This window comes from Arsukibacterium sp. MJ3 (assembly GCF_000987765.1).
Lineage (GTDB): Bacteria > Pseudomonadota > Gammaproteobacteria > Enterobacterales > Alteromonadaceae > Alishewanella.
This window is the reverse complement of record NZ_LAHP01000003.1, coordinates 149,892-171,994: the sequence shown is the minus strand read 5'-3', so window position 1 is coordinate 171,994 and position 22,103 is coordinate 149,892. Positions and strand designations below refer to the sequence as shown.

The following is a 22,103-nucleotide window of genomic DNA, read 5'->3' as shown; positions in this document are numbered from 1 at the left end:
TTTACCGCTTACCGTTTATTTAATGCCCGGTTTGTCACTTTAGTTCGTGCGGACAATGAAATGCTTTTAAGGCATATATAGGTAAAGTGTAAATTTTTGTTTACCTCCAGCCTGTGGGTCTTAATCTTTAATAAGCCATAAAAAGGGCTTGTATGGCCTTTTATGGTACTAATTCGCGGTAAGGCAGCGTGTTTAAGTGGTTTCAGTGCCATTTTGGGGCAGAATTGCTCAGTAAATGGAATTGTTTAAATATTGTTCAAAATAAACGCTGACAGCATAAAAACAAAATTGTTCATTAAAAGCTGTTGACCCTATGGAAAAATACCGTTTATTATCAGGGGGCGACAAATCGGCTTAAAACCGAGATGAATGGAGTGCCAATCGTTTCTAAAAGATTGGACACTGTTAAAAATAGAATCACTAGCGAGATAGTGGTCCAGGGAGAAATAAATGTATACAAATAATAAATTAAGCAAAGCTGTGCGCTTAGCTATCGCTTTCGGTGCTGTATCAACCGCTGCTTTTACTGCATCAGTTACTGCAGCAGAAGAAGATGAAGCGGCCAAGGTAGAACGTATTGAAGTTACTGGTTCACGTATCAAGCGTACTGACTTAGAGCAATCAGTTCCTGTTACCGTTATCGACCGGGTTGCTATTGACTTCTCAGGTCAAACTTCAGTAGCTGACTTAATTCGTAATACCACGTTCAACTCATCAGGTTCTTTCCGGCCGCAGTCAGGTAGTTCAGCCCAGGGTATATCTCAGGTTGACTTACGTGGTTTAGGTGCTTCACGTTCATTAATACTAATTGATGGTCGTCGTTTACCTAAGTCACCTTCTACTGGCAGCTCACAGGATTTGAACTCAATTCCTATGGCAGCGGTAGAGCGTATTGAGATTTTGTCTGATGGTGCATCAGCTGTATACGGTTCTGACGCCATTGCCGGGGTAATTAACATTATTACCCGTAAAGATTTCAACGGCGTTGAACTGCGTATCGGCGGCTCTGACGTTAGTATTCCTAACGAAGGTGGTGACCGTGAAGAAGGTTCAGCCGTATTCGGTTCAAGTTCTAATAACGCCAGTGTAGTTGGTGGTGTTTCGTGGAACAACCGGGACATTATTTTTGAAAACGCCTATGATTGGGTTCAGCCAGGCGGCTCAAGTTTTGGTGTAAACTGGGCTATGCCGAATGGCTACCGTGGTGTAAATCCTACCACTGGTGCTCCAATTGCTGGCGGTCAAAAATCTATTATTTCTGAAGCAGCGTGTAATAGCTTAGAAAACTTTTTCTACCTAAGTTCAGGCGCCTGTGCCTACAACTTTAATGCGACTAATGCTAACGAAGCCTCTACTGGTAACCAGGCAGGTTTTGTAAAAGCAGAATATAACATTAATGATGATTGGAAAATTTTCTCTCATACTTTAATTTCAAAAACCAAGTCTTTTGGCCGTTATGCACCATCGTTAAACGATGCTGGCGATGCCGCAAGAATGTCTGCTTCAAGCATTAACAACCCAACTAACCCAGCCAGCCCATTCTATGAAGCGCCACAAGATGGTAGAGGTAACCGCGATGTTGGTTTCCGTCACCGTTTTGCTGCCTTAGGTAACCGTGATAACGAATCTGATAACTGGTCAACTGACTTCCTAGTCGGCGCTGAAGGTTCAATCGGTGATATCATCGTTGATTTTGGTGCACGTAAAAACAAAACCAAAACCTACGGAATTGGCCGTAACTACTTAATGGGCTCTAACGCCCGTCGTGCGGTTGATAGCGGTGCTTATAGGTTAAATGACCCGTTTGGCACGCGTTTTACTACTGATACAGACAAAAAAGCCTACCAAGACTTATTAAATGGCCTAAAAGTAACCACAGCTCGTATTGGTACTTTCGATCAGGAAGAAGTGTTTGGTTCAGCGTCATTTGATGTTATGGACACTGATGCGGGTGCCATTCAAATGGTTGTTGGTGCAGAATACCGTAAAGAAGATTACTCAGATACCTACGATTCGTTATCAGAAGCGGGTCAGGTTGGTGGTTCAGCCGGTAACAGTGCTGGTGGCGGTCGTAACCTGAAAAGTGCTTATGCTGAAGCGTTAATTCCGGTAATGGATGGTTTAGAGTTCTCAGTAGCTGGTCGTTACGACGAATACTCTGACTATGGCAATGACTTCTCGCCAAAAATATCAGTACGTTACGAGCCATTAGATGGCTTAGTATTACGTGGCTCTTACGGTGAAGGTTTCCGTGCGCCGACGTTAGATATTTTAACGCAAAAACCAGCACCTGGTAACCCAAGTGTATCTGATGACCCATCTTGCTTAAACTTAGGTTTAGCAGCAGGTTGTGCTGTTCAGGTTAGTGCTATTACCCTTGCTAACCCAGAAATTAGCTCAGAAACCTCTAAGCAGTTGTCTTTAGGTGTGGCTTACCAGCCAACCGAGTGGTTTAACTTCTCTGCTGACTACTACGATATTGAAATCAGTAACTTAATCCGTTTCTTCGGTGCCGGCACTATTTTAACGCGTGAACAGTCAGGTCAGCCAGTACCAGCAGGATTAGGCGTTGCGCGTTTGCCAAACGGTGGTATTGAGTTAATTACTCAAGGTAATGCTAACGAAGGTAAGTGGGCAATTACCGGTCTTGATTTTAGTGTTAACACTAACTTCGATTTCGGTGCCATTGGTCGTTTAAAGCAGACGTTACAATTAAGCCACCGTTTAAGCAGCGAAATTGATGGTGGTCGTAACGTAATTAACGATGAGGGTGATCCGCGTCAGCGTGCTTCATTGTCAAACGTTTATGTTTACGAAAACTTAGACTTTGCCTGGAACATTAATATGGTCGGTTCACAGTTTGAAAATACTGATCAAGTTCCTGGTCAGCCTGGTCAGGTAGTTCGTTCTGGTCACGTTGGTTCTTGGGTAACGCATGATATGCAGTTAAGCTATACCTTACCTACCAATACTAAGATTTCTGTTGGTGCGCAAAATATATTTGAAAAAGCGCCTCAGCTGAAAGGCTTTGATGGTCGTAACTATAACTTCAATTTATATGATGCTTATGGTCGTATAGCGTATGTTCGTTTATCACAGTCTTTCTAAACTTATAGACTAAGTAAATGTATAGTTAGCTAATAAAAGGCGGGGTTTCCCCGCCTTTTTTCTATTTAAAAATCTGAAAAAGGGGTGCACTTTGCAGCATTGGGATAATTATTGGCAAAAAACCAAAACACTAAATAGTTTTGCAGAAGGGGAGCAAGGGTTGGGATACGCCGGCGATATCGCCCGGTTTTGGCAGCAAATTTTTACTACACTGCAGCCTAACGCCAGTATCTTAGACTTGGCTACGGGCAATGGTGGTTTAGCCGTATTAGCATTGCAAACGAATGATCGTTTTGTGGTTACTGCTACTGACAAAGCTAATATTGCGCCATTGCAATTATTTAGCAGGCAAGACGCCAGCTATAAATACCTTAAAAAAATCCAATTTTTTGGCAATATGCCCTCTGAAAGGTTAACCTTTGCAGCTGCCGAATTTGATATGGTAATCAGCCAATTTGGTTTTGAATATGCTGAACCCGCCGCGACACTACAGCAATTATATCGAATTTTAACGCCAGTCGGTAAAGCGGTAGCCTTGGTACATCATGCAGATTCTTTTATATCACTCGATTGTCAGGTTGGTTTAGCCGTATTGCCGGTATTTACGGCAGCTGATGGCTTATTAGCCAAAGCACAAGCGTTCGCCATATTTTGTAAGCCTCTGCAACAGTTCACCGATTTATCAGCGCAGCAGCAGCAGTTGCTTAAGCAACACAGTAATTTGTTATTAAGCGCTTTTATGGCAACACAGCAGTTATTTAGCGGCGATAAACTAGACTGGTTTAATGTTATGGCAAAAGATCTGGTGCCGGCACTAAGCAATTGGCGCTGCCTTTCTGAAGACACTATTACTACCCTTGTGCATAATTTAACCGATTTTAAGCAGCGGCTGACTGATCAATTAGCGGCGAGCTGGAATACAGCGCAAATAAAACATATACAGAAAATTGCCGAGCAACAGGGCTTTGTAGTGTCAGTTGCTACCTTAGATAGTGCTGAAGGCAAGCTTTGCTGGGTATTTAAGCTTGCTAAAAAAGTAAAAGAAAATAATGACACTGGAGAATATATAAATAATTAATGTAAACAGCTTAAAGAGATAGTTTGCCTGTATTTGCGATGAACTGCGGAACTTATTGTTGACCCTTGCTTAATCCTTAAGTACGACTAGGATTAGTGATTGTAAGCTATTGCTAACAATATCTTAACTGGGACCGGCTTGGATAATGTAGTACCAAGACTACATAAAACAAGAATTGCTTTTACCTAAGGCAATCCAGGGATATTTACATGTTTACAAATAGCAAACTTAGCAAGGCCATGCGGCTGGCTGTTACTTTTGGTGCAGTATCAAGCATGCTGGTAATGGGCGCTGCCAATGCTCAGGAAGAACAAAAAGCTGAACAAATAGAACGTATTGAAGTTACTGGCTCACGTATCTTGCGTGAGGTTGCAATCGCCCCATTACCGGTTAGTATTGGTTGACAAAAAGCGGCACGTTGCCAGTTCCTCTGGTACCTCTTCAGTTGATACCAACACCATTCCAAGCTCATGGATTGACCGGATAGAAATTATCACTGGCGGCGCCTCTGCCGTGTACGGTGCTGATGCAGTAACCGGTGTAGTTAACGTTGTCTTGAAAAAAGATATTACTGGCTTAAATGTTAGTACTATTAAAGGTTTTGCTGATAATAGTTCTTATCAGAATGAAAAGTATACTTTCTCTTATGGCCAGGATTTTGCCGATGGTCGTGGTAATGCCGCGTTTTCGCTTGAATATAATTCGCAGAATTCATTAAATGCACTTGATAACCCTTGGACCGCAACTTCTTACACCGCGTTTCCATACGCCCTGGCTACCGGTATGCAACGTCCGGCAGATAAAGTTAATGATGAGGCTTTTCCAGATCATATTACCTTACCGAATGCTGGTTTCTATGTTATCTCAAACCAAGGCACAGTATGGGACCCCTTCACAGGTGACATTTTAGGCTTGTTTTATTCAGACAGCTCTTTGCCCGATGTATATGCTGGTCCCTTGTCTGACGCTGACAATTTCGCAAGTCCGCGGTGTGATTTTATAAACCTTCAACAGTACAGTGAAGTACAACCAAAATTTGAACGTGTTAACTACAATTTTAAAACAAATTACGATGTTGCTGACGAATTAAATGCTTATTATCTTGCTACTAACGGTAAAAAAGCATGTTGAAGTGGATATTAAATACCGATATTTATATTCTTAGCCGGGGGTTTTGTGGTAAATGCGCTTTTGGCGCTGTTCAAAGCGGTGTAAATTCATTACCATATGACCCCTTAAATATATTCATTATTCGTAAAGAGTGTAGAGAATGGCCGACGAAAATTTTAAAGATCCATTTAATGTTTGGCAGTTTCTGGCATTTGTAGCCATTTTTGTGGTGTTGCTTTGTCTGGTGCCAATAGTGCGCTGGTTACAAATTCTGCTTTAATAAAAAGTGGTAGGCCGCAGGAGTTTGTCAATATAGGTATCACCATGAATTTTATACAGTTATCGACCGAATTAAAACAAGTGATCAAAACCGTACCTGATTATCCTAAACCAGGTATTACTTTTCGTGATGTTACCAGCCTGATGCAGGATGGCCCGGCATTTAAAAAAGTGATTGATGCTTTTGCGCTTTACTATGCTGACAAAGGCATAGACAAAATTATTGGTACTGAATCACGCGGCTTTATTTTTGGCGCACCGCTCTCTTATGCGTTAGGTATTCCTTTTGTGCCCGTGCGTAAGCCCGGAAAGTTACCACGCGAGCGTATTTCGCAGCGTTACACCCTGGAATACGGTGAAGATGCTCTTGAGCTGCATGCCGATGCAATAGATGCCAATGATAAGGTGTTACTGGTTGACGATTTGCTGGCAACGGGTGGCACTATTGATGCTACCGTGCAACTGGTGCGACGCTTAGGTGGTATTGTCGAGCATGCTGCTTTTGTTATCAGTTTGCCTGCACTTGGTGGGGTAAGCCGCTTAGAGGCGCTGGGGTTAAATATCTTAAGTCTGGTTGAGTATAACGGCGAATAAGTTTAGGCTAGAGCCAGTTTACTTATCTGGGTATCAGACGTAGCATGAGTTATCAGGTTTTAGCACGAAAATGGCGGCCAAAGCAGTTTGCTGAATTGGTTGGCCAGGGCCATGTAAAAACAGCACTGAGCAATGCTTTAACCAGCAGTCGCTTGCATCATGCGTATTTATTTACCGGTACCCGTGGCGTAGGTAAAACCACCATTGCCCGTATATTTGCTAAAAGTTTAAATTGTGAAACTGGTATTACGGCTACCCCTTGTGGCGTTTGCAGTGCTTGCAAAGAAATTGATGCCGGTAATTTTGTCGACTTATTAGAAATTGATGCGGCCTCGCGAACGAAGGTAGAAGATACCCGCGATTTATTAGACAACGTGCAATATGCGCCAAGCCGTGGCCGCTTTAAAGTTTACCTGATTGACGAAGTGCATATGCTGTCCCGTCACAGTTTCAATGCCCTGCTAAAAACCCTGGAAGAACCACCACCGCATGTTAAATTTCTGTTGGCCACTACCGATCCACAGAAACTGCCGGTTACGGTGCTGTCCCGTTGCTTACAATTTAGTTTAAAAGCATTAAGTCCGGATCAAATTGCCGGCCATTTGGCTCACGTGTTAACGGCAGAAAACATTCAGTTTGACACTGCTGCGCTGCCTTTACTGGCAAAAGCAGCTAATGGCAGTTTACGCGACTCGCTCAGTTTAACCGATCAAGCTATTGCTCAAAGTAACAGCCAAATTAGCCTGGAAGCAGTAAGGGATATGCTGGGGTTTTTAGATCAGCAATTTGCCAGTGCCATTCTGGGTGCCATTCTTAACCAGGACTACCCGGCAATGCAGACTGAACTGCAAGCGTTAATTAGCCAGCATAGTGATTACAGCCGGGTACTGGATGATATGCTCAGCCTGTTACATCAAGCGGCAATGACACAGTTAGCCCCTGCTGCGGCGCAATTATCTGAGCAACCAGATTTTGTAGCGGCATTGGCTAAAAATCAAAGCCCGGAGGCATTACAGCTGTATTACCAGTTATTAATTAGCGGTAAACGGGAACTGAGCTTTGCCCCTGACGAGCGCACCGGCCTTGAAATGGCGTTATTGCGGGCACTGGCATTTGTGCCAATACCCGCCAGCAACATGACTGCGGCAACCGTAAGCCCTGTTTTACCGCAACGGCATGCACAGCCAGCAACAATACAGCCCTCGCCAGTAACTGCGCAGACAGCAACTGAGCCGCCAGCAACTGCACCGCTGTTGGCTGAAACGATACCCGCCAGCCAGCAACCTGACAGGCTTTTGTCTCCCGGCAGTAGTATAGATCCGTTAACGGCCAGCATTATTAAACGTCGGGGCCTTGCTGTCGACGCAGCAGTAGAGGCCAAGCCGCCAAAAAAGTCTGAGCACCGGCCAGTGCCGGTGCCCGCAGCAGCTGCAATATTATTGACCCGGTCAGAATCTGAGGCCGTTATGGCAAAAAACATAGCGTATGTGGATGAGCCTGAAGATGAGTACGAACCGCTGCTGGCGGATGATCCAAACCATGCTGCTATGCTTAATACGTTGTGGCAGCAGAGTGAGCAACCAGCTGAAACGGCTAGCATATTTAATGGCGAGATTAATCAGCAGAATTTTTCAATTCGTTACGCCGCAGAGGTAGATAGCTGGGCGGCGTTAATTGAAACGTTGCCGGTGGGCGGCCTGATGCGTTTATTTTTATTAAACAGTGCCATGCAATTAGAACAGCAACAAATTAAGCTTGAAGTACAGCAAAGCCAGCAGCATTTGGATAACCCTGAGTTTCGGCATGAATTGCAAGGTCTACTGTCACAAGGGTTTGGCCGCCAACTTCAGTTGCAGTTAAACTATAGTAATCAGATACCGCAGAGCCCGTTGGCTATTCAGCAGCGGATTGAGCAAGAACGTATTAGTTATGTTACCCGGTTAATGCAGAATGACCCAAACGTACAGCAACTACAACAGCAGTTTGATGCCAGCTTATTGCCAGACACCTTGCAGGTAAACTAGCATCTGCTAACGTGAACGGCTTAACTTGTAATTTTTGGCGCAACTGACTATCTTGACGCCAGTAATTTTAAAAGAGAGATAAAATCATGTTTAAAGGCGGAATGGGCAATATTATGAAGCAGGCGCAAGCCATGCAGGACAAAATGCAGAAGGTGCAAGCTGAGATTGCCAATATGGAAGTGACTGGTGAATCGGGTGCTGGCCTGGTAAAAATTACCATGACCGGTAGCCATAACGTGCGCCGGGTACTAATTGATGACAGCTTACTGGCCGATGATAAAGACATGCTGGAAGATTTAATCGCGGCGGCATTGAATGACGCAGTGCGCCGGGTAGAAGATAATAACAAAGAGCAAATGGCCAAAGTGACTGGTGGCATGCAATTACCACCGGGTATGAAGTTACCGTTTTAACTAAGTAATATCTAAAGTCGTTAACAAGGTAGCAAAGTAGTATGAGTAAATTGGCACCTTTAGTGCAGCAATTAATTGAAGCGTTGCGGGTTTTGCCCGGAGTAGGGCCAAAATCGGCGCAGCGTATGGCGTTTCAGCTACTGGAGCGTAACCGTGAAGGTGGCGAGCGGTTGGGTGCAGCATTAACTAACGCTATGCTGAAAGTGGGCCATTGCCAAAGTTGCCGTACTTTTTGTGAAACAGACCTATGCGCGTTGTGTGCTGATCCACTGCGCCAGCAAGCCGGCACCCTATGCATTGTAGGGTCGGCGTCAGATCAGCTGGCGATAGAACAAACCGGCCAGTTTAATGGGCTTTACTTTGTACTGATGGGCTATATTTCACCGCTGGATGGCATAGGCCCGGCTGAACTCGGGCTGGACCGCTTAGACAAACAGCTGGCTAAAGGTCAGATAACCGAAGTTATTCTAGCCACCAACCCTACAGTTGAGGGTGATGCCACCGCGTTTTTTCTGGCAGAGTTATGTTACAAATACCAAATAGCCGTAACCCGTTTAGCGCAGGGGGTGCCTGTAGGTGGCGAGCTGGAATACATTGACGGTAATACACTGTCTCATGCTTTTAGTGGTCGAAAAGCCTTCTGAGCTGTTTGCTGCCGGTTAGTCACTGCACGGCATTGCTATTCTCTTTTAACTGCAAACTTGATCTTTTCTATGCTTGAATTCTGTAGCGGGCTACCCCATATAGTTGTCAACTGATGGGCGCATTAGCGCCTTTTATTCTGACTACCACTACGTTCGAGGACCTAATAATGAGTGATAATACTGCCACTAACCCTGGACAGAAGCAGACTCATGGCTTTCAGGCTGAAGTAAAACAACTGCTTAACCTGATGATCCATTCACTGTATTCCAATAAAGAAATATTTCTGCGTGAATTGGTATCAAATGCCTCTGATGCCGCCGACAAGCTGCGTTTTCTGGCCTTATCTGACTCCAGTTTGTATGGCGATGATGGTGAGTTAAAAGTACGGATAAGCCTGGATGAGAAAAACCGCACTCTAACAATTAGCGATAACGGCATTGGTATGTCCGAGGCTGAAGTTATTTCACACCTGGGTACAATTGCCAAATCAGGTACTAAGGAGTTTTTCTCGCAACTATCAGGTGATCAAAGCAAAGATTCTAAGTTGATTGGACAATTTGGTGTCGGTTTTTATTCAGCGTTTATTGTTGCCGATAAAGTAACAGTACGTACCCGTAAAGCTGGCGAAACGACAGCAGTAGAATGGGAATCGGCGGGTGAGGGTGACTATACCTTGGCGCCTATTACCAAAGATGGTCGTGGTACTGACATTACTTTGCATTTACGCGAAGGTGAAGATGAGTTTTTAGGCCGTTGGAAAGTAGAAAGCATTATTACTAAATACTCTGACCATATTAGTATTCCGGTAGAGATGTGGCAGGAAGGGGCGCCGGAGACGGAAGAAGATGGCGAGAAAATTCCGGCTACCGAGGGTAGCTGGCAGGCGGTTAATAAAGCCACTGCGATGTGGACCCGCGATAAGTCGGAGCTAACCGAGCAGGAATACCAAGAGTTTTATAAGCACATTTCGCATGATTGGAGTGAGCCTCTAAGCTGGAGCCACAACAAAGTAGAAGGCAGCAGTAATTATACCAGCTTGTTGTATGTGCCTAAAAAAGCTCCTTTTGATATGTGGAACCGGGAAGCCAAGCACGGTTTAAAACTATATGTGCAACGCGTCTTTATTATGGACGATGCTGAACAGTTTATGCCCAGCTACTTACGGTTTATTAAAGGGGTGCTCGATTCCAGCGATTTGCCGTTAAACGTGTCGCGGGAAATTCTGCAGGATACAAAAGTGACCCAAAGCCTGCGTAAAGGCTGTACCAGCCGCACCTTGAAAATGCTGGAAAAGCTAGCAAAAGATGCTGAGCAATATCAGGTGTTTTGGGATGAGTTTGGTCAGGTATTAAAAGAAGGTCCGGCTGAAGATATGGCCAACAAAGAGCAAATAGCGGGTTTACTGCGCTTTGCCTCCAGCCATAATGATGACGCCACCCAAAATGTGTCATTAGCAGACTATATTGGCCGGATGAAAGAAGGTCAGGACGAGATTTACTATGTGGTTGCTGACAACTACCAGGCGGCTAAACATAGCCCGCATCTGGAAGTGTTCCGCAAAAAAGGGTTGGAAGTGTTGTTACTGTCTGATCGGATTGATGAGTGGTTAATTCAGCACGTGTCAGAGTTTAATGACAAAAAATTGCGTTCAGTGGCAAAGGGTGGTTTAGATTTGTCTAAACTGGACGATGACGAAACCAAAAAAGCACAGCAGGAAACGGCAGAAGCGTTTGCCAGTGTACTACAGCGGTTTAAGGCTGCACTTGGCGACGAAGTAAAAGAAGTGAAGGTGAGCAACCGTTTAACCGACAGCCCGGCCTGCGTAGTAACCGACGAGCACGATATGAGCACTCAGATGTTAAAGCTGATGGAGTCGGTTGGGCAGAAGGTGCCTGAAGTAAAACCTATTTTTGAATTAAACCCGGAGCATCTGCTGGTAAAACATATTGTTGATGAAGCCGATGATGCACGCTTTAATGAGTGGGCTCATGTGCTGTTTGAACAAGCATTACTGGCTGAGCGCGGTAGCTTAAAAAATCCTGCAGGTTATGTTACAAGGTTAAATAACTTATTATTGTCTTTAGCAAAGTAACGGTTTAACGTGCAGTAAAGGCCCGATAGATGCCATGGCGTTGTCGGGCTTTTTATTTTGCAGCAGGCAGTAGTCTATGCTGTGGCGGATTGAGGGCATAAAACCGTTACTTTCGCTGGTTTTACCGGGTAAATAGCGCCAGAGCTTGCAGTTACTCAGGCTAGCGACTAAAGACGAGCAAATACGCTGCCTCAGCGAGTCGCCGCAGACAAATTTCTTGTCTCAGCCAGCGCATTGTGTAAAGATTCAGCCTAATAAATATTTGAATAATCCGAGAACACGAGGGTGTTGCTATGCGTATCATTTTGTTGGGGGCGCCGGGTGCTGGTAAAGGAACCCAGGCACAGTTTTTGATGAATAAATATGGGATCCCACAAATTTCTACCGGCGATATGTTGCGGGCAGCGATAAATGAAGGTACCGAATTAGGGCTGGCAGCTAAGCAGGTAATGGATGCCGGCCAGTTAGTTTCAGATGACATTATTATTGGTTTGGTAAAAGAGCGAATTGCTAAAGCAGATTGTAGCAAAGGCTTTTTGCTGGACGGTTTTCCGCGCACTATTCCACAAGCCGACGCCATGCAAGACAATGGCGTGTTGGTTGACCATGTTATTGAGTTCGATGTGCCAGACGATGTTATCGTCGAGCGGATGAGTGGTCGTCGGGTTCATCCCGCGTCCGGTCGCGTTTATCATATTAAGTACAATCCGCCTAAGGTAGCAGGCAAAGATGATGAAACCAGTGAACCCTTGGCGATCCGCGCTGATGATGTTGAAGCGACTGTGCGTAAGCGGTTAGCCATTTATCATGAACAAACTGAGTTGTTGGTAGGTTATTATCGAAAGGCGGCTGCAGCAACTGATACCCAATATCACTATGTTGATGGCACCCAGCCAGTAGAGGACATTAGTGCGCAACTGGTGAGGCTGTTAGATTAAAATATTACTTTCAATTATCAGGCTGTTTTGCCTGTTTACCTAAAAAAATAACGCCCTCAAATGAGGGCGTTATTTTTGGGCGAATAAGGTGGGTTAGAAGCGCTATTGCATCATCAGCGTTAAGCCTTTTTTAATAGCTGTCCCAATGCCGTTAGCGCGGCGTCGTAATCTGGCTCTTGCGCCAATTCCGGTACCAGTTGCTGGTAACGCAAGGTGCCGCTGCTGTCTATTAGCAAAATAGCCCGGGTAAGGATGCCCATGTCTTTAATCAGTAAGCCATAGTTACTGCCAAAATCGCGCCAGACCGCATCAGATAGCACGGCCATATCGGCAACTTGTTCTTGCTGACAATAACGTTTTTGCGCAAAAGGTAAGTCGGTACTTATGGTTAATAACACCACATTATCGGGCAAATTGGCCACTTCACTATTAAAGCGTTTAGTTTGCAGCGAACAGATGCCAGTATCAATGCTGGGCACAACACTAATTAAAATCGTTTTACCGCTAAACTTACTTAGTTGTACGGTTTTAAAGTTGTTGTCTACTACTTTAAAGGCAGGCGCAGTTTGGCCGATTTTAAGTTCTTGCCCTAACAAAACTACGGGTTGGTTACCTGCTTTCACGTCACTGACTCTGCTAGGCAACTGGGCGGTAATATCAACGGCTTGTGCCATAGTGCTTAGTATGCAAAGGGTCAACAGTGCCGCCAGCGAGGAGTATGTTTTGATTCGAGTAAACATAATGGATGTCCTAATTGTTTGGGCTCTAATAATAATAAAGCAAATAACGTAATTTAATTGATGTAAATGCTGTTATCGCTGGTGGTTTTGCGTCTATTATAAACACAATTAGTGTTTACGTGAGTGCCCAATGACCACCGCAGTATTAATATGTGATGACTCCAACCTGGCACGGAAACAACTTGCCAGGATTTTACCACAGGACTGGCAGGAGCGGGTTCATTTTGCTGGTCATGGCGCTGATGCCCTGGCCACACTGGAGAAAGAACCAATAGACTGGTTATTTCTCGATTTAAACATGCCAATAATGGATGGCTATCAGGTGCTCGCCGAATTAAAAAAACGACAGCTGGATGTCAAAGTCGTGGTGGTATCGGGTGATGTGCAACCAGAAGCATACCAACGCGTGATGGCGTTGGGTGCCATCGATTTTATTCGTAAACCAGTCGATACTGCCAAGTTGCAAGCCATTATGCAAAGTGCCAGCTTGCGCCAGCCGGCCGCACCACGGCAAACACCACGTAATAGCGATACTGAGCTTAATGCTGAAATGCGTGATGTGTTCCAGGAAATTACTAACGTAGCAATGGGCCAGGCCGGCGACTTATTGGCGCGCTTGCTGAATGTCTTTGTTAAGCTGCCCATCCCTAATGTTAATGTTATTGAAGTCAGTGAATTGCACATGGCGTTAGCCTCGGTCGAGCAGCATTCCTCTACTTCTGCAGTGTGCCAGGGTTTTATTGGTGGTGGGGTAGCAGGCGAAGCGTTGCTTATTTTAACTGACTCCAGTTTTAAAGATATTGCCAGCTTGCTGAATTTTCAGGGTGATTTAACGCCGTCGACTGAGCTGGAACTGTTGATGGATGTTGCCAATATTCTGATAGGCTCAGTACTAAAAGGTATTGCAGAACAATTAGATATGAGTTTTAGCCAGGGCCATCCTGTGGTGCTTGGCCAACATGCGCCTGTTAGCGAATTGATTAAGGCTAACGCCCGGCGCTGGCGTAAAACATTAGCGATAGAACTTAGCTATGGTATTGAAAACTACAATATTAACTGCGATTTACTGTTACTCTTTACAGAGGACAGTGTCAAAACCATGAAGCACAAAGTTGCTTTTTTACTGGAAGAATAACCATGAGTTTAACCAATGCCGAGTTTGATGCATCCGAAATTCATTGGTTAATGGATATGTTTCAAACTGTAGATGTCGGGCTGGTCGTATTAAATAGCGATTATCGGATCCAGGTTTGGAATGGTTTTATGGAAAGCCATAGTGGTCTCACCCCGCGTCAGGTTCGAGAGCGCTACTTATTTGATTTATTTCCAGAAATTGATGAACAGTGGTTAAGGCGTAAATGTGATCCGGTGATGTTGCTTAAAAATCGTGCTTTTACTATTTGGGAACAGCGGCCGTATATTTTTAAATTTAAAAATTACCGGCCTATTACCGGTAGTGCTGAATATATGTATCAGAACAGTACTATTTTTCCGCTAACAGATACCCGGGGGCAGGTAACCCACCTTTGTATTATCATTTATGATGTGACCGATGCCGCGGTAAGTCGCACCGAGCTAGAATCGATGAATGGCCGCTTAAAACAGTTGTCGACCACAGATTTCCTAACCCAGCTAAGCACCCGTGGCCATTGGGAAAGTTCTCTTATTCAGGAGTTTAATCGGTTACAGCGCTATAGCCAGCATCAAAGTACCTTGCTGATGTGTGACATAGACCACTTTAAGCGGGTTAATGATACCTATGGTCATGCTGCCGGCGATGAGGTTATTCGCAGAGTGGCCGACGTAATTAAAGCCTCTATTCGTACTACTGATTTGGCCGGTCGTTACGGCGGTGAAGAATTCGCTGTATTATTGGTTGATACTTCACTGGAGCAAGCCTTATGCCTGGCTGAGCGTATTCGCCAGCAGGTATTTTCACTCGACGTACAGTACAATAAAACGGTTCTTAAGGTGACAATAAGCCTGGGCTTGGCCGAGCGCGATGTTAGTATGCAACAACACCGACACTGGATAGAGGCAGCAGACAAAGCCTTGTATCAGTCGAAAATTGACGGCAGAAATCGGGTAACCTGTTTCAAACCTGAGGCAGAATAACTCCGTGGCTTTTATGGATGAGGGCAGCGGGCGATAAGCTCGCTGCTGCCATCCGGCTTAAATTGCTCTAATATTACCTCAAAGCCCCATAACCGATGTAAATGCTTCATTACTTCGCCAGTATTGGCCGCTAGCGGTATCCGCTGCTGTGGAATATATCGTAAAGTGAGTGCCCGGTTGGTATTAATGTTGACATTATAAACCTGAATATTAGGCTCAATCTGGCTTAGATTATACTGAGCAGACAGCATGTGGCGGATCCGTTGATAACCTTGTGCATTATGGATAGCGCCAACCTCTAAACTATTTGCTTCGTCGTCATCCACAATAGCAAATAAATGAAAGTCTCTAATCACTTTAGGTGACAGATACTGGCTGATAAAACTTTCATCTTTAAAATTCTGCATCGCAAAATGCAGGGTTTGCAGCCAGTCACTACCGGCAATATCAGGGAACCATTGCTTATCTTCGTCGGTCGGGTGCTGACAAATGCGTCGGATATCGCTAAACATGGCAAACCCTAAGGCGTATGGGTTGATCCCGGTATAGTATTGACTGGTGTACGGTGGCTGAGCCACAACATTAGTATGACTGTGTAATACTTCCAGCATAAAGCGGTCACTGACCTTACCCTCGTCGTACAAGTGCTGCAAAATGGTGTAATGCCAAAATGTTGCCCAGCCTTCGTTCATTACCTGAGTTTGTTTTTGTGGATAAAAATACTGCGACATTTTCCTGACAATTCGCACAATTTCGCGTTGCCACGGTGTTAACAATGGTGCATTTTTTTCAATAAAATACAGTAGATTTTCTTGGGGCTCTGCCGGAAAGTGTTCAAGCTGTTGCGCCTCATTTAATGGTTTTTGCGGAATAGTGCGCCATAAATCATTAACCTGACTTTGCAGGTAAGCCTCGCGTGCTTCCTGACGTTTTTGCTCAATATCTAAGGATATTTTCTGTGGTCGTTTATAGCGGTCAACCCCATAGTTCATCAGTGCATGGCAGGAGTCGAGTATATCTTCTACTGCCGTAATACCGTATTTTTCTTCGCACTGACTAATATAATTTTTAGCGAACAACAGATAATCAATAATTGAGCCCGCGTCAGTCCAGGTTTTGAACAAATAATTATTTTTAAAAAACGAATTATGGCCAAAGCTGGCATGTGCCATGACCAGAGCTTGCATAGTAATAGTGTTTTCTTCCATTAAGTAGGCGATGCATGGATTTGAATTAATGACAATTTCATAGGCCAGCCCCATGTAGCCACGTTTGTAGTGTTGTTCGGTTTGAATAAATTTTTTGCCATATGACCAATGATGGTAACCCAGTGGCATGCCGATACTGGAATAGGCATCCATCATTTGCTCAGCAGTAATTACCTCAATTTGATTAGGGTAAGTGTCCAGTTGATAGTGATTAGCTACCCGGGCAATTTCCTGCTGGTAGGCATCGAGCAGCTGAAAATTCCAATCGGGACCATCAGGTAAGCAGGCAGAGTGGGTTTGAGTTTTTGCCATCGTGACTCCTTATGCCGCCTGTTTTTTAAAAAGCTGCCGAAAGACCGGATAAATATCGGCCAAATCCTTAATGTGCTCAATCGCTATGTTGTCATATTGGCTGAGTAGCTTTTCGTACTCGTGCCACAGGCTTTGATGGTCTCTGGGGGTTATTTCAATGTAAGCATAGTAACGCACTAGGGGCAGCAGCGTGTTGGCCAGTAAGGTGGCACAGGGGGCACTATCATCGGTCCAGTTGTCACCATCGGAGGCCTGAGCAGCATAGATATTCCACTGGCTGGGGTCATAGCGTTTCGTAATAATGTCATGCGTTAGTTTTAAGGCTGATGAAACAATAGTGCCGCCAGTTTCCTGCGAGTAAAAAAACTCCTGTTCATCAACTTCTTTTGCCTGGGTATGATGTCGTATATAGACCACCTCAACATTGTTATAGCTGCGGCTTAAAAATAAATACAATAGAATATAAAAACGTTTTGCCATATCTTTGGTGGGTTGATCCATCGAACCGGACACGTCCATTAAACAAAACATCACTGCTTTGCTGGTTGGTTCAGGTTTTTTCTGAAAATGGCGAAAGCGTAAATCAACGCTGTCTATAAACGGCACCGCTGCGATCCTGGTATTTAAAACCGCAATCTGTTCCAGCAACTGCAGCCGTTGTTGTGGCTCTGGCACCGGTTCCAAATCCAGTGCGTGTAGCTGATGCTCGAGTTCGGCTAAAGCCCTCTTCTTACCCGCGGTCATGGCGACGCGCCGCGCAAGTGAGCCCCGCAGAGAACGAACAATATCGATATTGCTCGGCACGCCATCGGCACGAAAACCCGCCCTGACATTTTTATAGTGTACTAGTTTATCAAGTTGATTTTTTTGCAGATTGGGCAGTGCTAAATCTTCAAACAGCAAGTCCAGATACTCGTCTTTAGAAATCGCAAATACAAAATCATCGCTACCGTCGCCATCAGCATTGGCATCACCTTTGCCGCTGCCGGCAGCACCACCCGCTGGCCGGGGAAGGCGATCACCTTCACTAAATTGATCATTGCCCGGGTGAATAATCTGGCGTTTACCGCCTTTGCCCTGATGAAAAAACGGCTCAGTGATATCTTTGCTCGGAATAGTAACGTTTTCACCACTGCTGATATCGGTAACACTACGTTCGCTTATGGCGTCGGCGACTGCTTTTTTTATTTGCTGCTTATAACGTTTAATAAAGCGCTGCCGATTAACAGCACTTTTGTTTTTACCATTGAGTCGACGGTCAATAAAGTGCGCCATACTGCCTCCGGCGTTATTGTGACTTGCGAACCCGCAGATACCATTCCGACAGCAACCTGACTTGCTTACGGGTATAGCCTTTTTCCATCATCCTGTTTACGAAATCATCGTGCTTTTTTTGATCGTCTGTAGACGTTTTGGCATTAAAAGAAATAACCGGCAGTAACTCTTCGGTACTGGAAAACATTTTCTTTTCAATTACCGTGCGAAGCTTTTCATAACTGGTCCACAGCGGATTTTTACCGTTGTTTTTCGCTTTAGCGCGAAGTACAAAATTGACAATTTCATTGCGGTAATCTTTAGGATTGCTGATCCCGGCGGGCTTTTCTATTTTTTCAAGTTCAGCATTTAATGCGGCACGGTCGAACAGTTGGCCTGTTTCCGGATCGCGGTATTCTTGATCCTGGATCCAAAAGTCAGCATAAACGACGTAGCGGTCAAAAATGTTTTGACCATACTCTGAATAGGATTCCAGATAAGCGGTTTGAATTTCCTTGCCAATAAATTCAACATACTTGGGTATCAAGTAGCCTTTTAAATGTTCCAGATAACGCTCAGCGACGTCGGTAGCAAATTGTTCGCGTTCAATTTGCTGCTCCAGCACATAAAATAAATGTACCGGATTAGCTGCCACCTCGGTATTGTCAAAATTAAATACCCGCGACAGAATTTTAAAGGCAAAACGGGTAGATAAGCCTGTCATACCTTCGTCAACTCCGGCATAGTCGCGGTACTCTTGATACGACTTGGCTTTCGGATCGGTATCTTTTAAGCTTTCACCATCGTAAACGCGCATTTTTGAATAAAGACTGGAGTTATCCGGCTGCTTAAGCCGCGATAACACGGCAAATTGTGCCAGCGAGGTTAGCATGCCTGGCGCGCAAGGTGCGGCATGTAACTCACTGTGCTCCAACAGTTTTTGATAAATTTTCTTTTCTTCGTTTACCCGTAAGCAATACGGAACTTTGACAATATACACCCGGTCGAGAAAGGCTTCGTTATTCTTATTATTACGAAAGGTTTGCCATTCTGACTCGTTACTATGCGCCAGTATAATGCCATCAAATGGCAACGCTGCCAGGCCTTCAGTACCATTGTAGTTGCCTTCTTGCGTCGCCGTCAGTAATGGGTGCAGCACCTTAATCGGTGCTTTAAACATTTCAACAAACTCCATCAAGCCCTGATTAGCACGACACAGCGCACCCGAGTAGCTGTAAGCATCCGGGTCGTTCTGGGCAAAATACTCTAGCTTGCGAATATCGACTTTACCCACCAATGCTGCAATATCCTGATTGTTTTCATCGCCCGGTTCAGTTTTTGCGATAGCTATTTGATCGAGAATAGAGGGATATTTTTTCACTACCCTGAACTGGCTAATATCACCATTGTATTCGTGCAGCCTTTTAGTGGCCCAAGGCGATAAAATGTTGCGCAAATAACGAGGGGGAATACCATATTCCTGCTGTAACAGGCGGCCATCTTCGTTGGCATCGAACAATGACAATGGCTGGTCGCAGACCGGTGAGCCTTTTAAATAGTAAATAGGAATTTGTTGCATTAAATGTTTGAGCTTTTCCGCCAATGATGATTTACCACCACCTACCGGGCCTAACAAATATAAAATTTGTTTACGCTCTTCCAGGCCCTGAGCTGAATGTTTTAAATAAGACACTATTTGCTCTATGGCATCTTCCATACCATAAAATTCAGAAAATGCTGGATAGCGGGCAATAACTCTGTTTGAAAATAACCGGCTTAATTTTGGATCTTGCGCGGTGTCAATCAGCGCGGGTTCGCCAATAGACATCAGCAGCCTTTCAGCTGCGGTGGCGTAGCAACTTTTATCATCTTTGCAAAGAGTTAGAAACTCCTGAATGCTATATTCTTCTTCCCGGGTGGCCTCATATCGTGATTTGTAGTGCTCAAAAATACTCATATGCACCTCCAGCCATTACTTGTAAAAATCTTATTTCGCTGCTGCTACTGTTAAGGTTAGTCAGTAAAAATCAACTTTGCTTGTCTAATTTACCAAAATTAATCACTTGTAACTTGCTACGTAACAAAGTCTGACAAAGTTTACTGCTGCTGGTTTGTTAATGTAAAGTAGTGTGGACGTCATTAGTAAGTGGGTAAGTGGGTAAAAAAAATACCCGACCAAGGCCGGGTATTTTTAATGCTGGTAACAATGCTCTGTGTGGTTACTTAGCAAAGTTATCAGTGGCAAATTTCCAGTTAACCAATGCCCAAAAAGCATCAAGGTATGTTGGGCGGGCGTTGCGATAATCGATGTAGTAAGCATGTTCCCACAAGTCTACTGTCATTACCGGAGTAACTGCCGCATCCTGAATTGGCGTAGCAGCGTTACTGGTATTAACAATATCTAAACTTCCATCAGCTTTTTTAACTAACCAGGTCCAGCTTGAACCAAAATTATTCACCGCTTTGTCGTTGAATGCGGTTTTAAAATCAGCAAATGAGCCCCATTTGGCATTGATAGCGTCAGCTAATGCGCCACGTGGTTCGCCGCCGCCATCGGGTGATAAACAGTGCCAGTAGAAAGTATGATTCCACACCTGAGCAGCATTGTTAAACACACCACCTTCAGAGCTGCGGATAATCTCTTCTAAAGACTTGCTTGCAAAAGGCGTACCTTCAACTAAGCCGTTAAGTTTTACTACATAGGTATTGTGATGCTTGCCATAGTGATATTCCAATGTTTCTGCTGAAATATGCGGGGCCAAAGCGTCTTTTGGGTAAGGTAGTGCGGGTAATTCAAAAGCCATGGTTGTGCTCCATTATCGTTGTGAAAGATGTCTGCATCGCGTAGACTACAAAACCTGACTAAAATACTCAAGTTTAAAGCAGTGTCAATTTTTACGCTTAGCAGGCTAAGCTGGTTCGTTAACTCAACCAGAGATTATTCGAAAGTTAGAATTGATGTTGGGTTTTTTTTATAAAACTCAAGTGGCAGTTAGTAAAGATAAGCGTAAAATGGCATTAATCATTAAGTTTCTGTCGAGGTGAAAATGGAGACGTTGGATAAAATTAAGCAGCAAATTACTGATAACACTATTTTGTTATTTATGAAGGGTTCACCTAAGTTCCCAAGCTGTGGTTTTTCGGCTCAGGCGTCGCAAGCACTGATTGCCTGTGGTGAACAGTTTGCGTTTGTCGATATTTTACAGCACCCGGATATACGTGCTGAATTACCTAAATATGCTAATTGGCCCACTTTTCCGCAATTATGGGTTGATGGTGAGTTAGTCGGTGGTTGTGACATTATCTTGGAAATGTTTCAACGCGGTGAATTACAGCCGTTAATCAAAGACGCTACTGCTAAAAATGCTGTTCCAGATGCTGAAGTTGACGCAAAGTAGTTATTACTAGGCACCGCACGCAAATAAAATAGGGAGCTGCGCTCCCTATTTTAGTCTGTGGCGACCATTGGCCAGCCCCCTAAGTCTTGCCATTTGTTGATGATATAACAAAATAATTCAGCGGTGCGCTCGGTATCATACAACGCGCTATGCGCTTCTTTGTTATCAAAAGCAATGCCTGCTTGTTGACACGCTTTGGCCAACACAGTTTGGCCTAGTGCCAACGCCGCCAGACTGGTGGTATCGAATGACACAAAGGCATGAAAAGGTGACCGCTTATAATTGGTACGGGCAATGGCTGCATTGACAAAACCCTGATCAAAAGCCGAGTTATGCGCAACTATTACCGTACGTTGACAACCTGCTGCTTTTTGCGCTTTGCGCACGGCCTTACAAATTTCGGTCAGGGCTTCCCGCTCTGGTACTGCGCCTCGCAATGGATTAAACGGGTCAATACCATTAAATGCCAGAGAGCTGGCATTTAAATTAGCCCCTTCAAAGGGTTCAACATGAAAGTGCAGGGTTTCTCCCGGACTTAGCTGACCTTCTTCATCCATCTGCAACAGGTTTACCGCAATTTCAAGTAAGGCGTCAGTTTGGGCATTAAAGCCTGCGGTTTCAACGTCGATGACGACCGGATAGTAGCCACGAAATCGTTGAGCCAGTAGCGATGTTTTTTCAGTCATAAGCTAACCATCAAAAAATTCAAGGCGCATTATGCCAAAAAAAAAGACTACCGTCTTGCATTCGGCACAGTGTTTGCTTATTAAACTTAAGTTACTGGCTAAATTATTT

Annotated in this window: 19 protein-coding genes; 13 read left to right on the top strand and 6 right to left on the bottom strand. The window is 44.5% G+C overall.

Translation table 11 applies throughout. The features are described 5' to 3' along the window. The first annotated feature begins 450 nt into the window (after positions 1-450). The 10 genes from VT06_RS03645 to adk all read left to right on the top strand — a co-directional run bounded on the left by VT06_RS03645 (position 451) and on the right by adk (position 12,281). On the top strand, positions 451-3,108 hold the full coding sequence (locus VT06_RS03645; RefSeq protein WP_046552907.1) for a TonB-dependent siderophore receptor: 2,658 nt from the start codon (positions 451-453) through the stop codon (positions 3,106-3,108). Between the two features lie 91 nt (positions 3,109-3,199). After that, on the top strand, positions 3,200-4,186 hold the full coding sequence (locus VT06_RS03640; RefSeq protein ID WP_046552906.1) for a class I SAM-dependent methyltransferase: 987 nt from the start codon (positions 3,200-3,202) through the stop codon (positions 4,184-4,186). A gap of 209 nt (positions 4,187-4,395) precedes the next feature. After that, a complete protein-coding gene (locus tag VT06_RS18385; protein WP_046552905.1) occupies positions 4,396-4,590 on the top strand; it encodes a hypothetical protein in 195 nt (64 codons plus the stop codon). Next, the gene (locus VT06_RS03630) at positions 4,583-5,317 is read left to right on the top strand and encodes a TonB-dependent receptor plug domain-containing protein (RefSeq protein WP_046552904.1); all 735 of its coding nucleotides are present in this window, start codon (positions 4,583-4,585) and stop codon (positions 5,315-5,317) included. Before VT06_RS18385 ends, VT06_RS03630 begins: the two co-directional genes overlap by 8 nt. Positions 5,318-5,620: 303 nt before the next feature. After that, a complete protein-coding gene (apt, locus tag VT06_RS03625) occupies positions 5,621-6,169 on the top strand; it encodes an adenine phosphoribosyltransferase (RefSeq protein WP_046552903.1) in 549 nt (182 codons plus the stop codon). 44 nt (positions 6,170-6,213) lie between these two features. Then, positions 6,214-8,193, top strand: coding sequence for a DNA polymerase III subunit gamma/tau (gene dnaX, locus VT06_RS03620; protein WP_046552902.1), 1,980 nt, complete (start codon positions 6,214-6,216; stop codon positions 8,191-8,193). 86 nt (positions 8,194-8,279) lie between these two features. Next, positions 8,280-8,606 (top strand): YbaB/EbfC family nucleoid-associated protein, encoded by a 327-nt coding sequence (locus VT06_RS03615; RefSeq protein WP_046552901.1) that lies wholly within the window; start codon positions 8,280-8,282, stop codon positions 8,604-8,606. A 41-nt stretch (positions 8,607-8,647) separates the two neighbouring features. Further along, positions 8,648-9,250 (top strand): recombination mediator RecR, encoded by a 603-nt coding sequence (recR, locus tag VT06_RS03610; RefSeq protein WP_046552900.1) that lies wholly within the window; start codon positions 8,648-8,650, stop codon positions 9,248-9,250. 167 nt (positions 9,251-9,417) lie between these two features. Further along, a complete protein-coding gene (htpG, locus tag VT06_RS03605; RefSeq protein WP_046552899.1) occupies positions 9,418-11,343 on the top strand; it encodes a molecular chaperone HtpG in 1,926 nt (641 codons plus the stop codon). A 293-nt stretch (positions 11,344-11,636) separates the two neighbouring features. Further along, a complete protein-coding gene (adk, locus tag VT06_RS03600; RefSeq protein WP_046552898.1) occupies positions 11,637-12,281 on the top strand; it encodes an adenylate kinase in 645 nt (214 codons plus the stop codon). 119 nt (positions 12,282-12,400) lie between these two features. Here the strand turns inward: adk and tpx are convergent, their stop codons facing one another. Continuing rightward, entirely contained in the window at positions 12,401-13,021 is a 621-nt protein-coding gene (tpx, locus tag VT06_RS03595) for a thiol peroxidase (protein ID WP_046552897.1), read from the bottom strand. Between the two features lie 130 nt (positions 13,022-13,151). Between tpx and VT06_RS03590 the strand changes: the two genes are divergently transcribed. Then, positions 13,152-14,156, top strand: coding sequence for a response regulator (locus tag VT06_RS03590; protein ID WP_046552896.1), 1,005 nt, complete (start codon positions 13,152-13,154; stop codon positions 14,154-14,156). A 2-nt stretch (positions 14,157-14,158) separates the two neighbouring features. Further along, positions 14,159-15,136: a diguanylate cyclase gene (locus VT06_RS03585; RefSeq protein ID WP_046552895.1), complete on the top strand. Its 978-nt coding sequence runs from the start codon at positions 14,159-14,161 to the stop codon at positions 15,134-15,136. Positions 15,137-15,147: 11 nt separating this feature from the next. On the opposite strand, the gene VT06_RS03580 is transcribed toward VT06_RS03585, so the two are convergent. From VT06_RS03580 to sodB, 4 genes are all read right to left on the bottom strand, one after another. Next, positions 15,148-16,656 (bottom strand): SpoVR family protein, encoded by a 1,509-nt coding sequence (locus tag VT06_RS03580; protein ID WP_046552894.1) that lies wholly within the window; start codon positions 16,654-16,656, stop codon positions 15,148-15,150. Between the two features lie 9 nt (positions 16,657-16,665). After that, complete coding sequence (locus VT06_RS03575) at positions 16,666-17,931, bottom strand: YeaH/YhbH family protein (RefSeq protein WP_046552893.1); 1,266 nt, start codon at positions 17,929-17,931, stop codon at positions 16,666-16,668. 13 nt (positions 17,932-17,944) lie between these two features. Continuing rightward, positions 17,945-19,867: a PrkA family serine protein kinase gene (locus VT06_RS03570; RefSeq protein WP_046552892.1), complete on the bottom strand. Its 1,923-nt coding sequence runs from the start codon at positions 19,865-19,867 to the stop codon at positions 17,945-17,947. A gap of 262 nt (positions 19,868-20,129) precedes the next feature. Next, positions 20,130-20,714 (bottom strand): superoxide dismutase [Fe], encoded by a 585-nt coding sequence (sodB, locus tag VT06_RS03565; RefSeq protein ID WP_046552891.1) that lies wholly within the window; start codon positions 20,712-20,714, stop codon positions 20,130-20,132. A gap of 243 nt (positions 20,715-20,957) precedes the next feature. Here sodB and grxD point away from each other — a divergent pair, with 243 nt between their 5' ends. Next, complete coding sequence (gene grxD, locus VT06_RS03560) at positions 20,958-21,308, top strand: Grx4 family monothiol glutaredoxin (protein ID WP_046552890.1); 351 nt, start codon at positions 20,958-20,960, stop codon at positions 21,306-21,308. Positions 21,309-21,358: 50 nt separating this feature from the next. On the opposite strand, the gene rnt is transcribed toward grxD, so the two are convergent. Next, a complete protein-coding gene (gene rnt / locus VT06_RS03555; RefSeq protein WP_046552889.1) occupies positions 21,359-21,994 on the bottom strand; it encodes a ribonuclease T in 636 nt (211 codons plus the stop codon). Positions 21,995-22,103 lie beyond the last annotated feature (109 nt).